Genomic DNA, 12426 nt, shown 5'->3' with positions numbered 1-12426 from the left:
TGTCTCGATCGCTCCGGCCACCGCCGCCGACATTGGCCGCAATGCCGCCGACTTCGTATTCCTGCGCGAAAGCCTTCTGGCAGTGCCTCTCGCGCTGGACGTCTCGCGCAAGGCGGGACACCTGATCCGCCAGAACATCGCGATTGCGATCGTCTACAATGCCGTCGCCGTGCCGATCGCCATCCTGGGCCACGCCACGCCTTTGTTAGCGGCGATTGCCATGTCTGCCTCATCGGTGCTTGTTATTGGAAACGCATTGCGCTTGCACGGCTTCGGGGCGAATGCGACGCTGCAAGTTATTCAAAAAGTCGGACGCTCCGCAGTCAGCTATTCGGCATAATCCTCGTGACGACGTTGCTCTATCTCATACCAGTGGCCCTTTTTCTGGGTGCACTGGGTGTGTCCGGCTTCGTCTGGGCATTGCGAAGCGGTCAATACGAAGATCTCGACGGAGCCGCCGAGCGGATACTAATTGATCGGGACGACAAACCGGAACGCTGATTTCAATCCGCTGTGCATAAGATGCGCGGATCGCGCTCGTCAGTCGAGCCGGCTCGGTCGGGAACAAGCTGTCCATGCTCCATGCTCCATGCTCCATGCTCCATGCTCCATGACCATCTTGACCTAAGCTGCACACTACATTTGTGAAAAGCCTCTGTCGTGCGAAGGACTGCCTCCCATTGCACCCAGTATGAGGCGTGTGATGCCACGAGAGTACCTCGCGTGGCCGGACGAGAGCTTGGCAATGTGCGCACGGGTTCCAAAGTGGAACGTCACGGTCGATCACCTGACCGTGAACCGCCAGTGCCGATTGGTCATGTCTGGCTGATCCAGATCAGGGTCATACTCATCGGCGTGGTCTATTGACCAGTCTTCGACGGAGAAATGCATGACTTACGGAAAGATTGGTCGTCATTATCAGCACCTTCACGGTTCTGGGTTTTCTGTCGTGTGGTCGGCCATGCCTTGTGCTTACGGCGCAGCCATTAGCTGACCGGCGTCGTGTGTATCTCGCTTGCTGGCTGACCATCCGCGTGGCTTGCGCGGACAGGGGGCCGATCAACAGCTTTCGCCTTTGATGGGTTGTGTGCGTCGTTGCCGATCCATCCCGATTCCCGGCCCGCGCCTTGAGGCTATGCGACGGTACCGGAACCCAGCGCACGTCACGCGGTTCCGCGCGCGTGGTGTCCGCTCGTCACGACGATGAACGAACAAGCGGCTGGAGTACCATGAACACCGTACACATCATCGACTGCCACAATGCAAATGACTACTTCGCCGACAGGCAAGAGGGACCGATCGTGCAGCACTTGTTAAAGGCTGTCAACATCCGCGCGGAGCTCCAAATGGCGTTGAACCGAACGAAATTTGGTGAGGCTGTAGTACGAGCGATGGAGGCGGAGTGCGACGTGCTTCACATCGCCGGGCACGGCAATGGTGACGGGATCGCTTCGTCCAGTGGGCGAAGTGGCCTTCTTTGGGCTGACTTCGTAAAAATGTTCCAGGGCTCGCATCCAGCGCCGAAGATCCTCGTGATGTCAACGTGCTGCGGAGCATCATCGGGGTTGGGACGTGCGTTTTCGAAATCGATCAACCGTCCGAAGTTGATCATTGGTTCGAGTGACGCGCGCTATTTCGACGACTATGTCGCCGCGTGGGCTTTGCTCTATCGGCGACTGAATTGCAAGGACATCGACATCGAAGCCATGCAGCAGGTTCTTGATGAGATATGCGCGGTCGTGGATAAAAGTTTCCGCTACCTTGGCTGGGATGACGAGAGAGAGCGCTACGTTCGATACCCTCACCCTCGCAAGAGAGCCCGCTTCGACGTCGTGGAGCGTGAGTAGTATGCGCAAGGGTTCCAGGTGGAATGTGGCGATCGATGCGGCGCGGCCGTCGCTGACCAGCGTCGCGAGTGTCTCGCTTGCTGGCGGCGATCTGCGCGGCTGCGCGGCGAAAGGGCGGGATCGGTTAGCCGCATCCACCTCTGAGCGCTTTGAGTGCTTCGTTGCCGATCGATGCGAATCTCCCGGCCCAGCGCCTTTAGGCAATGCGGCGGGCACGGAGCTCATGTCACTCGGCTCAGTTCCACCGTTACACGAGGATAGGCGACCGGATGGCGGCACGCTGATGGGCTCTGACGATAATTTTGACATCGTTGTCGTTGGAGCCGGCCCGGTCGGCCTTTCGTTCGCTGCGTCGCTTGCCCAAAGCGAACTCAAGGTGGCAGTTGTTGAACAGAACACATTCGATAGTCTGGCGAATCCGGCTTTCGATGGTCGCGAAATCGCGCTGACCAACGCTTCGATCAGAACCCTTCGCGAGCTCGGCGCCTGGGATGTCATCCCGGCTTCGGACAAATCAGCACTTCAAGGCGCGCGCGTGCTCAACGGCTCGAGCGCATTCGCTCTTCGTTTCGATCCTCCCAGCAACTCTGGAGAACCGCTGGGGGTTTTGGTTCCAAATTGCCGGATCCGCGAGGCGCTGTTCAAAATCGTCCGCTTGCAGGATCGCGCCCGGCTGTTGTGCGGCCACTCGGTCGTCGATGCAACAAACAGCCAAGAAGGAGCAGTCGTAACGCTCTCTAATGGCGCGCGTTTAACTGCTCGGCTGGTTGTTGCCGCGGATTCGCGTTTGTCCGCCACGCGTGATCTGCTAGGCATCGGCGCCGATATCAACCGGCTTGGCCACTCGATGCTGATTTGCCGAGTGAGGCACGAGCGCGCCCACCACCAGATCGCCATCGAATGGTTCGATCACCATCAGACGATAGCGATATTGCCCCTCGCGGAGGGCATGTCGTCGCTGCTGCTCACATTGCGCTCAAACGAGGCCTATAGACTGCTTGCCTTCGATGATGATTTGTTCCTGTCGGAGTTGACGAAACGGTGTCGAGGGCGCCTTGGAAAAATGACCTTGGCAAGCAAGCGCCACACCTATCCGCTGGTCACGACCTGGGCGCACAAATTCCGGGCGCCGAGCGCCGCACTCATCGGCGACGCTGCCATCGGCATGCACCCGGTGACCGCTCACGGATTCAACATCGGTCTCAGCAGCCAGAAGCAACTCGCCCGTGGAATCATGACTGCGTGCCGCGACGGCCGCAATGTTGGCGACCCCGACATGCTGCATATATACGAAAGGCGGCTGCGCCTGTCGGCGGCGCCGCTCTACCATGCAACGAACATATTGGTTGGACTCTACTCCAGAGACCACCTGGCGGCACGGCTTGCAAGGCATCTGGGGCTTCGCTTTGCCCAACATGTTCCCCTTGTCCGGCATGGGATTTCGGCGGAGCTCCAGCGGTGATACTGCACCAGCAGTCGCATTTTTGCGCGTGCTGGGCGAGCGATGAGAGAGTGCATGATGCACCGGAGTAATCCTGCTCCCCGACGCTGATCTCCGATTGAAGAATTAACCCGTCCTTCAGGGGGGCTGCATAGGCTGCGGACAAGCAGGAGTAAGCAAGCTGACCCGTCCAGCCTTGGAAAAAGAAGATCCGCTGGAGGCGAGAATCCTTCAGGACCAGCTCGCTGATCTGAGGGCAGGCCTTTTCGTCTCAATGCCGATAAGCATTGTGCTGTCCGGGCTGATTTTGACCGTGCAGGCCCTTTCCGGGAACGGTCTTGCTGGCGCGGCCTGGTTTTCGGTCGTTAATGCGATAAATGCCGCCCGCCTTGCACTCGCCCGTCATCAGCTGAAGGAACCCGGAGTCCAGGATGATCTGACACGGGTTTGGCTGCGGCTTCGCTGGTTTGGCAGGCTTGCTCTTCTGGCGGGATTCACCTGGTCATTCCTTGCCGTCCTAACGGCTGGATACACGACGTCTCAAGCATCGCTGCATCTAATAATTCTGGCGGGCATTTCAGCTGGCGCGGTCACGTACGGCAGCTCATATGCTGCGGCAGCGATATGCTTCATCACACCGCCACTCCTCATTGCCGCCGCATGTTTGCTGACGAAGGGAGCCCCGGAAAACTACATTCTGGCTTTTGCCGTCCTGCTTTTCGAGGGCGGCCTGGTTCGATCCTCGTTCGTTGGACAAGCGCGCTTCCGTGACGCGAGCCGCCTGAGACATCAAGCCGAGCGGCTTGCCGCGGAAATGGAGCGCAATTCCAGGGAGGACCATCTTACCGCGCTCCTCAACAGGCGGGGCCTCGAACATGCAATCGATCAGTTTGAGAACACCGATGGACCCTTTGTGGCCATGCTGATTGATCTGGACGGGTTCAAATCTGTCAACGATACCTACGGTCACAGAACGGGTGACGAGCTGCTTGCCAGGATCGCCCGCCGAATAGAGGAAGAAGCACCGGAGGGCTCAACGCTCGCCCGCATCGGTGGGGATGAATTCGTGCTGGTTTTTTCTTCGCGAAAGAATTCTCCTTCTCCCACCAATCTCGCGTCCAATCTCATAGCCAAGCTTGCTCGCCCCTATCCTGGGATCGCATCAGTCCGCATTGGAGCGTCTATAGGAATCTACTTGGCTGAAAACCCCGGACTAACGGAAATGTTGTTGCGGGCCGACATCGCCCTTTACACAGCTAAGCGCCGCGGCAGGAATGAATTTTGTCTGTTCGATGCCGAGCTAGCCCGGGAGTTGCAACGCCGCCAGTCAATCGAACGCGATCTTCATTCGGCGATAACGATGAGAAGCTTGGTCGCTTGGTTTCAGCCAATCGTAAGACTCGAAACTGAAGCCGTCGTCAGTTTTGAAGCCTTGCTAAGATGGTCTCACCCGCTTCACGGTCCCATTTCTCCGCCCGAGATCATGACAGCGGCACGCGAAACTGGAATGCTTCAGCTGCTAACTCAAACGGTATTCGCCGACTGTTGCGCTCTTATCGAGGGCTTGGTCAAAGCTGACCGTCGTGATGTTCGTGTGGCGATGAATGTTTCACCGTGCGAGTTGGAAGCTGGCGATATTGACGAGATGATTCTTAATGGTCTGGCGGCAAAAGACCTCCCTGCAACGATGTTCGACATCGAGATTACCGAAGAAGCCCCAGTGGATCCGGACAGAGTGGATGAAAAGCTCGCCCGGCTTTCACATGCTGGCATTTCTATCGCGCTCGATGACTTCGGCACCGGTTTTTCGACGTTGGCATCGCTCAAGGACAGTCGGATCAGGAAGGTGAAAATAGATCAGGGCTTCGTTCGCGGCTTAGCCAAGTCCCGGGAGAATCGGCTGCTTGTCAAAGCGGTGATTGATCTTGGTAGGACGCTCGGGATCGAGGTCATGGCCGAGGGCGTTGAAACAGAGGCAGATCGGCAAACTCTGTACAAGCTTGGCTGCAGAACCGCGCAGGGCTTCCTGTTCTCTAAGGCAGTGCCTCTCCATTTGGCACTTGATTCGGTAGTAAAAGAGCACGCGAAGGAGTTGTGACCGGCCTCTCCGTCCGTGCTGCTCGCGGAACTTTCATGTGGGGTGGACCTGACGCGCGAAAGCCGTTTCGGACGGTAGAGTTATTACGGGGGCGAAACTGAGCACGTGGTTTGGATAGCAGCAATCCGGTCCACCGGCGCACATGCAGCGGCTTCATACAAGCGTTCAAGTTGCGAGATGAGCTTGAGTGAACGACGTCGGAGAATTGCGTCCTTTGGACGCTGGTTTCGCGGTTCCCGTAGGATTCGATTACGGGAAGCGTTCTTGGCTGCTTCTCGGCTCAGCGCTCATCGGGATGAACAACGTACCCGCGGTCAAGGTCTTCGCGACCTCAACCCAGTCACCATCCCGCAACAGCAGCGGTCGGGTCCTGATCAAGCGCTCAGCCTCAGCACAGGTGCTGGAGCAACGGTAGAGCGCGGAAAACGTGTATCGGAATGCGCTGGCTCACCATAGGAAGCTGCCACGGCATGTCGAATGTCCCCAGGGGGCGGACCGTTCCCTTGCATTTGTCTCGATGACGGGCTCTCAAAGCTAAAGCCAAGAGAGCTTTATAAAAATCGCACCCGATCGGCTGCGCAACGACGACCAGCTGAGGCCCGATCGGGTGCTAAGGTCGTGCCAAAAAAGGCGCGTCACTGTCGCATTTCTAGCCGGCTTGCGATCGGACGTCATCTCTTGGCGATCGCTGCCCCTTCTCTCAAATGCGCTTAGCGGCGCCGATGGCGAATAGCGCAAGCTTTTCCACCCGTTTCTACTCCACTACCGAGACTCGTCACCAACCTCCTTTTATTCGCTTCCATATGGCCCATCCTGTCTCCAATCGAGGAGGAGCGCGAACATGGGCCAAGCCGTAGAACGTCTCAGTCTCGGGAATTCTTCTGCTCGCCAAACTGCCGTTGTCGCCGGCACCATATTTGGCAGGGTGACAGTGCACGACAAGATATCAGGCGTTCTTGTCTGGGCTGAACTATGCTTGCAAGCCATAACCCAAAAATCGCCGATCCCTTTGAATTCGAGCCGGATGAATGGGTGTTTCAAAATTTTTGGCGGTTTTAGGCAGAACCCTCCGATGGCCCGCGTACCGGTCAAGCTTCGTGAGCACTTTAGGTTCGTCGATCAGGCATAGGTTTCTTTCCCATGCCACATGCTGGCCGTTTGCCTAGTTCGGAAGCCCTCGAGAGGCGTTGCTCGTCTTGGTATGGCGTCGCCCCTTTTTCCGATCCATCGGCCACGGAGCTAGAATGGTGTCTAGCTGTTGCCGCCTACTTGGTCATCCGGCATGGAGATGCCTATATACCGACCTTCGAAAGGCTGGAATACGAGGTCGAACAAATGCGGCGGAAGCTCGGAAATCGCGAGCGAGCGCAGCGCGTGCTGGCCACGCTCAACCTAAATGGCTCGGACAGCTGGAGCCGTGAGGTTGGTTCTCAAGGCCTGGATGGCGCCGCAATCACATTCGCCCGGGCGGGGTAAAAGCGATTTTTTGGAGCCACTCGCGCTTTTGCGCTAACGAAGGTCCCGCGCCGTATTTGGGCCGGATCCATTTGTGGCCCATCAGAGAAGCAATTACCTTCTCCGGCGCCTCAACTGCCGTCAGCCGGTCCTCGAAAGTGTGTCGCAGGCTATAAAGACTATGCTCGGAAGTCGGCAGAAGTTCCTTGCTGGCGAGCACCTTGTTGACGAGCGCTGAAAGTGACGCGGCCTTGTCGCGATAACGAGGAAAGCCGTCCGGATGGAGCTTGATGGCTGCAAGTGCGCCGCCAACCAAGGGAATGTCACGGGCTGAATGACCGGTCTTCAAGCGACGGCCATTGGGGCGCACCCGCACATGCGGGATTTCTCGATCGAGGTGGATTGTTTCGGTGGTGAGGTTTGCCGCTTCAGAAAGCCTGAGTCCGGTATCGGCAATCACATAGATTAGATGGCGGGCTTCGTCATTGAGTCCGTCGAGCGCGCCTTCAGCGAGTATCTTCTCCTGAATGAACTCCGCTGTGAACGCAGCGCGTTGCCCGGGGACGGCGCCGGAAAGACGCAGGTTTCGAAAAACCGGCTCCAGCTTGAGCTGGTGAGTCAGATCGACGACGCGCAGCATTTTCGAAACATGGCCGATGTCCTTGTTGGCCGTACCGATATCAAGTCCATCCTCAACGATCCGCTTTTGCCACCACTCGCGGAACGCGATTGCGTCGTCCCGAGTGAGGCTTGCGATCTCCTTGTCGCCAATGACTCCAACCAGATTGGCAACTGCGCGCTTTTTGGGGTTACGCCATTTCTTGATTTGGTTGGGCGACATGGTCAGCAAGTTCTGTTGCTCGATCGTCTCGAATTCCTTGATAAGACCGCTCAGGCGGACCGCTGGCCGCTTCTCCCCACCCATGACGGCCGAGACGTCCTGCGCGTCCTCGATCGATTTTTTGTCGAGGAGCAGCTTGATACGGGCCATGAGTTCGTCGAGCGGCCCCGCTGCTAGTTCCTCGTTAGTGCGATAGGCCAATCCAAATGACCGCGCGCGCTTCCTCGCGGCTTCGAAACGCAGCCCCGCCTCGGCGGATTGGCCTTCCCGCAGTCTACGCCAATACGCCTCCAGCCCCGCGCCGAGGCTTTGCACTGCATCTCGCGCCCGTACACCGCGGGGATCGTCAGCCACGGCGACGCCCGTGGAAATGCGTACTAGGCAGCGGCGATCAAACGCCGCGAATTCCTTCGGCACCCTGCGGACGAGATACCAGATGCCTTCACGTTTATGCGGCTTTGGCGCTGCGGAACGTCGCATTATCTTTCTCTAATGTTACACAGTTTGTTACACAGTCTAAGATATGTTTCGCTTCGTGCTGGTCAAGCGCAACAAGGAAGCTTTTGAAAGGAAAGGATTTTTATGGAAGCTAAATGGCGGAGAGGGAGGGATTCGAACCCCCGATGGGCTTGCACCCATGCCGCATTTCGAGTGCGGTGCATTCGACCACTCTGCCACCTCTCCGCGGTCATGGTCGGCCGTTGCCGGCGCGGCGCACTAGATAACGGCTGAACGGGCAGGTTACAAGGCCAATCCGTCAGTTATTTGGCTTGCCGGGCAAGCAGCGGATTCGCGACGGTTCAGCGGCGGCGAGGCCTGGGTAGGTTGGTAACCAGTCACGCGTGCTTGCCTCGACGACGGTCACGTCGTGCAGTCGTGCTGACACGCTCGATCCTTCGGCCGCCAACAACAGTCCCGACAACAGCTGTTTGCCTTGACTCGCACTCAACCTTCGGTTAGGGACAGCGCGCAATCGGCGTGGAGGGTTCTTCCGCGCCGCTTGTTTTTTGAACCCGCAGACTGACAAAAAGACGGCTGAACCGCCAGAGGCGGCTCATCAAGGCCGACCGAACAGCGAAAGGCAAAAAATGTTCGCAGTCATTAAAACGGGTGGCAAGCAGTATCGCGTTGCCGCCAACGATCTCCTGAAGATCGAAAAACTCGAAGCCGCTGTCGGCGATATGGTCGAGATCGGCCACGTCCTCGCACATGGCGAAGGCGAGAATGTCACGTTCGGCGCGCCGTTCGTCGACGGCGCGGTGGTCACCGCCGAAGTCGTCGAGCAGGGCAAGAACCGCACCGTCATCGCCTTCAAGAAGCGCCGCCGGCAGAATTCGCGCCGCAAGATCGGCCATCGCCAGCTTTTGACCACCGTGCGGATCTCCGAGATCCTGCTGGGTGGCGCCAAGCCGACGAAGACGGCAGCGGTCAAGGCGCCGAAGAAGGTGAAGGCCGAGGCCGCCACCGAGGTGCAGGCGGAAGCCGCGCCGAAGAAGGAGCCCAAGGCCAAGGCAGCCGAGACAAAGGCAGCCGAGACCGCGGCAGCGCCGCTGTTCAAGGCGCCCAAGGGTGAGCCGGACGATCTGACCGTGATCAAGGGCATCGGCCCGGTCGCAGCCAAGGATCTCAACGAGCAGGGCATCATCACCTTCGCGCAGCTCGCCAAGCTGACCGACAAGGATGTCGCCAAGATCGACGAGCACATGCCCTTCAGCGCCGACCAGATCAAGGACTGGCGCGAGCAGGCCAAGGAATTGGCGGCGAAGTAATTTTCTGGCGACCAGGTCGCCGGATCGGACTTGAAACGGAACGCGAACGCGTTCATAAGGCCTTTTAGGCGCCTTGCGGCGCAACGGAGTTAGTTAGATGGCACACAAGAAAGCTGGCGGCTCGTCGCGCAACGGTCGCGACTCGCATTCCAAGCGTCTGGGCGTGAAGAAGTTCGGCGGCGAAGCCGTCATCCCGGGCAACATCATCATTCGTCAACGCGGCACCACGTGGCATCCCGGCGTCAATGTCGGCATGGGCACGGACCATACGCTTTTTGCGCTCGAGACCGGCGCCGTGACGTTCAACAAAAAAGCCAACGGCCGAACCTACGTATCGGTCAACCCGATTGCCAAAGCCGCGGAGTAGCCGGTTCCGCACTAGAACACCGGCGCCCATCTCGGGAACCGGTGTCTGGCAAAGCCAGGAAAAGGATCAGGGGAGATGGGTTTCCATCTCCCCTTTTTCTTGTGCCTGGAGGACTTTCAAATGGTTGCCGAAGCGGAAGACTCAGAAGACGAAAGTTACGCGATAGACTGCCCGGTGCTGGTCACCGAGCGGCTGGTGATGCGGGCGCCCCACGAGGGCGATATCGCGCAGCTGGTCGAGCTTGCCGACAACCGCCATGTCGCCGAAATGCTGGCACGCATGCCGCACCCCTATGGCGAGGCCGAGGCGCGCGCTTTCCTGGCCATGACCAAATCGCGCCGGGCCGGCATTGCTTATGCCCTGACGCTGGCCGGCACCGACACCTTCGTCGGTTGCGCCGGCCTCAACACCACCGATCGCGGGCTGGAGCTCGGTTACTGGATCGGCGAGCCGCACTGGAAGAAGGGCTATGCGACGGAAGCAGCGCACGCGCTGGTCGATCTCGCCTTCCAGAGGACGTCGATCCAGGTCCTGCATGCCTCGACGCGGGTCATCAATCCGGCCTCGCGCCGCGTCATCCACAAGTGCGGGTTCCAGTATGCCGGCCAGGGCATGCTGAACTCGATCGTCGCCGGCCAGGTTCCCGTCGAGCGCTACCGGCTCGATCGCAAGACCTGGACCAGCCTGCGGAACTGGGTGCATTTCTGATGGATGACGACGGTCAAACCAATGGTCGACAGCAGCGATATTGAAACGGCCGCGATCGCGCCGATGACGCCTGGGGATATCGAAAGCTTTCATCGCGCGCTCGATGTCGTAGCGCGTGAGCGAAAGTACTTGTCCTTCCTTGAGGCGCCACCGCTGGATCAAGTCAGAAGTTTCGCAATGGATCGTATCGGGAGAGGCGATCCGGGGTTCGTGGCCGTTGTTCGTGGCGAGGTCGTCGGCTGGTGCGACATCTCACGCCATGATCGGCTCATCCATGCCCATCGCGGCTCCCTCGGGATGGGGATTGTTCCTCCCTATCGGGGGCGAGGGCTTGGACTGCGGCTCATCAATGCAACCTTGGCGCAAGCGCGCAGGGCCGGTTTCGTCCGCATCGAACTCTCCGTGCATTCCGACAATGCTCGCGCCATCTCTCTCTACGACAAGGTCGGGTTTGTCAGGGAGGGCGTGCAGCGCGATGCCGTCCATGTCGACGGGGAATACCGCGATACGATCATGATGGCGATCGTCGAACGCGAAAACGCCGCCAGATGAATGGCCATCAGCCCAGTTCGACCCACACCGGCAGATGGTCCGAGCCGACTGCCTTTCGGTCGACCCACAGACGCTGCAGGGATCTGGCAAGCGAAGCGCTGGTAAAGATATAATCGATGCGCTTGTGCCGGCTGGGATCGGTGGGTTGCTTGGGATCGACCCAACTGATGAGATCGTCGCCGGTGGCGTTCAGCCGCAAGGCGGCATCGACGGCGAAGTCGGCGGTCAGCGGCATGCCGAATTCATGGTCCGGCCGGCCGGCGAGTTCGACATATTCGGGTGAGCCGGCCAGCATGTTGAAATCGCCCATGCCGACAAAGGCTTCGGGATGCGGCAGTTCCGGCAGGCCGATCTCGGCGACGCCGGACAGTGCTCCGCCTTCGAGCGCATAGTTCAGCATGCGTTGGCGCAGGAACTGGATCTGGCTGGCGCGTTCGAGGGGGCTGCGGTGATCGAGATGGATGGAATAGAAGCGGATGAAACCAAGCGGCGTCTCGATCAGCGCTTCCAGCGCGCCGCGCTGGAAGTTCATCATCTCGAAGCTGCGGCTGCGCGGCAAAAGCAGGTTGCGCGACAGATGAATGGGCGTCCTAGACAGCACCATGTTGCCGAGCTGGAAGGTTTTCGTGACGGCACGGCCGTTGTCGATGTGCGAACCGATATTGGCCTCGAAATTGCTGCCATAGACGGCGAAATAGTCGGGCAGCGCCTCGCCGATCTCGGCGACCATGTCGCGGCCGCCATTCCGAGGATTGTTGCGGGTCACCTCCTGCAAAGCGATCACGTCGGCGCCGCGCACGGCATCGGCGATGCGCCCGACATCGTACTGCCCGTCGAGGCCGATGCCGTACTGGATGTTGTAGGTTACAAGCTTCATTCCGACGTCTCTCCGGCCAACCCCACATGGCCATTGTCACAAAACGGCCTCGCCCTTCGCCGCGCCTTGGTTTAGAGCAAGGGCCAAGGTTTAGAGCAATGCCGCAAAGCCACTAGTAGAAACTGTACAATCTCATGAAATTTCTCGATCAAGCCAAGGTATACATCCGCTCCGGTGACGGCGGCGCCGGTTCGGTGTCGTTCCGGCGTGAAAAATTCATCGAGTTCGGCGGGCCGGATGGCGGCGACGGCGGCCGCGGCGGCGATGTCTGGCTGGAGGCGGTCGACGGGCTGAACACGCTGATCGACTACCGGTATCAGCAGCATTTCAAGGCCAAGACCGGCGTCCACGGCATGGGCCGCAACATGACCGGCGCCAAGGGCGCCGACGTCACGCTGAAAGTGCCGGCCGGAACGCAGGTGTTCGAAGAAGACAACGAGACGCTGATCTGCGACCTGACCGTGGTCGGAC

10 protein-coding genes, 1 tRNA gene and 2 pseudogenes are annotated in these 12426 nt (G+C 59.1%); 10 read left to right on the top strand and 3 right to left on the bottom strand.

Annotated elements, in window-relative coordinates; genetic code table 11:
* From EN884_RS08540 to EN884_RS08520, 5 genes and pseudogenes are all read left to right on the top strand, one after another.
* Nucleotides 1–340, top strand: a pseudogene (locus tag EN884_RS08540) (nitrogen fixation protein FixI); the annotation flags it as partial.
* Nucleotides 341–345: 5 nt separating this feature from the next.
* Nucleotides 346–501, top strand: a complete 156-nt coding sequence (gene ccoS / locus EN884_RS08535) for a cbb3-type cytochrome oxidase assembly protein CcoS (RefSeq protein ID WP_081714250.1) — start codon at nt 346–348, stop codon at nt 499–501.
* Nucleotides 502–1229: 728 nt separating this feature from the next.
* Nucleotides 1230–1847 carry a hypothetical protein gene (locus tag EN884_RS08530; protein WP_063169219.1) on the top strand — a complete coding sequence of 206 codons (618 nt, stop codon included), beginning with the start codon at nt 1230–1232 and terminating at the stop codon, nt 1845–1847.
* 280 nt (nt 1848–2127) lie between these two features.
* The gene (ubiM, locus tag EN884_RS08525) at nt 2128–3309 is read left to right on the top strand and encodes a 5-demethoxyubiquinol-8 5-hydroxylase UbiM (RefSeq protein ID WP_024502870.1); all 1182 of its coding nucleotides are present in this window, start codon (nt 2128–2130) and stop codon (nt 3307–3309) included.
* Nucleotides 3310–3484: 175 nt separating this feature from the next.
* On the top strand, nt 3485–5386 hold the full coding sequence (locus EN884_RS08520) for an EAL domain-containing protein (RefSeq protein WP_082826564.1): 1902 nt from the start codon (nt 3485–3487) through the stop codon (nt 5384–5386).
* 1453 nt (nt 5387–6839) lie between these two features.
* Here EN884_RS08520 and EN884_RS08515 read toward each other — a convergent pair.
* Together EN884_RS08515 and EN884_RS08510 are read right to left on the bottom strand one after the other, a co-directional pair.
* Entirely contained in the window at nt 6840–8162 is a 1323-nt protein-coding gene (locus EN884_RS08515; protein WP_063169217.1) for an integrase, read from the bottom strand.
* 114 nt (nt 8163–8276) lie between these two features.
* A tRNA-Ser gene (locus tag EN884_RS08510) sits at nt 8277–8366 on the bottom strand.
* Nucleotides 8367–8770: 404 nt separating this feature from the next.
* On the opposite strand from EN884_RS08510, the gene EN884_RS08505 reads away from it, so the two are divergent.
* The 4 genes from EN884_RS08505 (at nt 8771) to EN884_RS08490 (ending at nt 11078) form a co-directional block, all read left to right on the top strand.
* Nucleotides 8771–9451, top strand: coding sequence for a 50S ribosomal protein L21 (locus EN884_RS08505; RefSeq protein WP_013529062.1), 681 nt, complete (start codon nt 8771–8773; stop codon nt 9449–9451).
* Nucleotides 9452–9548: 97 nt separating this feature from the next.
* On the top strand, nt 9549–9818 hold the full coding sequence (rpmA, locus tag EN884_RS08500; protein ID WP_013529063.1) for a 50S ribosomal protein L27: 270 nt from the start codon (nt 9549–9551) through the stop codon (nt 9816–9818).
* 120 nt (nt 9819–9938) lie between these two features.
* The gene (locus EN884_RS08495) at nt 9939–10526 is read left to right on the top strand and encodes a GNAT family protein (RefSeq protein WP_024502874.1); all 588 of its coding nucleotides are present in this window, start codon (nt 9939–9941) and stop codon (nt 10524–10526) included.
* Between the two features lie 21 nt (nt 10527–10547).
* Nucleotides 10548–11078: a GNAT family protein gene (locus EN884_RS08490; RefSeq protein ID WP_027163447.1), complete on the top strand. Its 531-nt coding sequence runs from the start codon at nt 10548–10550 to the stop codon at nt 11076–11078.
* 7 nt (nt 11079–11085) lie between these two features.
* Here the strand turns inward: EN884_RS08490 and EN884_RS08485 are convergent, their stop codons facing one another.
* Complete coding sequence (locus tag EN884_RS08485) at nt 11086–11955, bottom strand: endonuclease/exonuclease/phosphatase family protein (protein WP_013529066.1); 870 nt, start codon at nt 11953–11955, stop codon at nt 11086–11088.
* A 134-nt stretch (nt 11956–12089) separates the two neighbouring features.
* Between EN884_RS08485 and obgE the strand changes: the two are divergent.
* A pseudogene (obgE, locus tag EN884_RS08480) lies at nt 12090–12426 on the top strand (GTPase ObgE); the annotation flags it as partial.

Source organism: Mesorhizobium sp. M7A.F.Ca.AU.001.01.1.1 (assembly GCF_004022735.1).
Classification (GTDB): domain Bacteria; phylum Pseudomonadota; class Alphaproteobacteria; order Rhizobiales; family Rhizobiaceae; genus Mesorhizobium; species Mesorhizobium ciceri.
The sequence above is the reverse complement of the archived record's forward strand: the minus strand, read 5'-3'. Positions and strand labels throughout refer to the sequence as shown.

Excerpts from the sequence above, each read along its gene's own strand:
- EN884_RS08530 (WP_063169219.1), top strand. The coding sequence starts at position 1,230 with ATGAACACCGTACACATCATCGACTGCCACAATGCAAATGACTACTTC.
- EN884_RS08515 (WP_063169217.1), bottom strand. The coding sequence starts at position 8,162 with ATGCGACGTTCCGCAGCGCCAAAGCCGCATAAACGTGAAGGCATCTGG.
- EN884_RS08505 (WP_013529062.1), top strand. The coding sequence starts at position 8,771 with ATGTTCGCAGTCATTAAAACGGGTGGCAAGCAGTATCGCGTTGCCGCC.
- rpmA (WP_013529063.1), top strand. The coding sequence starts at position 9,549 with ATGGCACACAAGAAAGCTGGCGGCTCGTCGCGCAACGGTCGCGACTCG.
- EN884_RS08495 (WP_024502874.1), top strand. The coding sequence starts at position 9,939 with ATGGTTGCCGAAGCGGAAGACTCAGAAGACGAAAGTTACGCGATAGAC.
- EN884_RS08490 (WP_027163447.1), top strand. The coding sequence starts at position 10,548 with ATGGTCGACAGCAGCGATATTGAAACGGCCGCGATCGCGCCGATGACG.
- EN884_RS08485 (WP_013529066.1), bottom strand. The coding sequence starts at position 11,955 with ATGAAGCTTGTAACCTACAACATCCAGTACGGCATCGGCCTCGACGGG.